Source organism: Pseudoalteromonas luteoviolacea NCIMB 1942 (assembly GCF_001625595.1).
Taxonomy (GTDB): domain Bacteria; phylum Pseudomonadota; class Gammaproteobacteria; order Enterobacterales; family Alteromonadaceae; genus Pseudoalteromonas; species Pseudoalteromonas luteoviolacea_A.
In genome coordinates, this window is the sequence record NZ_AUXT01000058.1 from 1 (window position 1) to 1,008 (window position 1,008).

The following is a 1,008-nucleotide window of genomic DNA, read 5'->3' on the forward strand; positions in this document are numbered from 1 at the left end:
CTAATTCCAGCGCAACATGTAACTCCATTTGTCCGTGGTAATAAAAATGATAAAAACGACTGCATGGCAATATACGAGGCAAGTAGAAGGCCCAACATACGATTCGTCCCAGTTAAAACTGAGCAGCAACAAGCTGTCCTGATACTACACCGGATGCGAGAAAGAGTATTAACTTCCCGCACCGCATGTATTAATCAAACTAGGAGCCTATTGCTGGAGTTTGGTATCCACATTCCAAAAGCATACTCGATATTTAAACGAACTATTCATGAGCTATTATCCGAAATCATTCAACCAGTTATTAGACTTATGCTACTAGAGGTGCACGAAGAATTGGAAGGTTATGACAAAAGGATTAGATTACTAGACTCCCTGTTTAGACAGTCCAATGCTCAAAATAGTAGCGCAGAGATTATGCAATCGATACTAGGGGTTGGGCCTATTATCGCTTCTGCTTTCAGTGCCAGTATCGACAAAGGCCAAGCGTTTAAAAGTGCTAAAGACTTTAGTGTATGGCTCGGCATTACGCCCAAACAATATGCTTCAGGTGAGACAAACCGTCTAAGCGGCATTACTAAACGTGGTGATTGCTATCTCAGAAAGCAACTTATTCATGGCGCTCGTACTGTTGTGAACCACGCTCATAAAAAAGATGACGATTTAAATCGCTGGATAACGGCTTTAAAGCAGCGCAGAGGTGTCAATAAGGCCGTTGTTGCAACTGCACACCGCCTAGCAAGGTTGATGTGGATATTACTTCAAAAGAATGAATTCTACCGACCAATGTCTAACAATACGGTAAAGCAAAATGCATAAAGTAATTCAGTTTGGTTGTTGGGAAGCTCGAAGATGACAAGGGTCACATAACCCGGGTGGGTGTTGTGAGCACCTAACAACCTCCTAACCTTTAGTTGCTAAAAGTAAATGAAAAAAGGCCTAGCCTGCCTACATAAAACCCGACAAAGGCACGGTATTAAAACCGATTGGGTGTTTTCAATTTAGGGTGTG

1 protein-coding gene is annotated in these 1,008 nt (G+C 42.2%); it reads left to right on the top strand.

Translation table 11 applies throughout. The features are described from left to right. On the top strand, positions 1-816 hold an 816-nt coding region (locus N482_RS04585), incomplete at its 5' end, for an IS110 family transposase (RefSeq protein ID WP_063375957.1). Between the last annotated feature and the right edge of the window lie 192 nt (positions 817-1,008).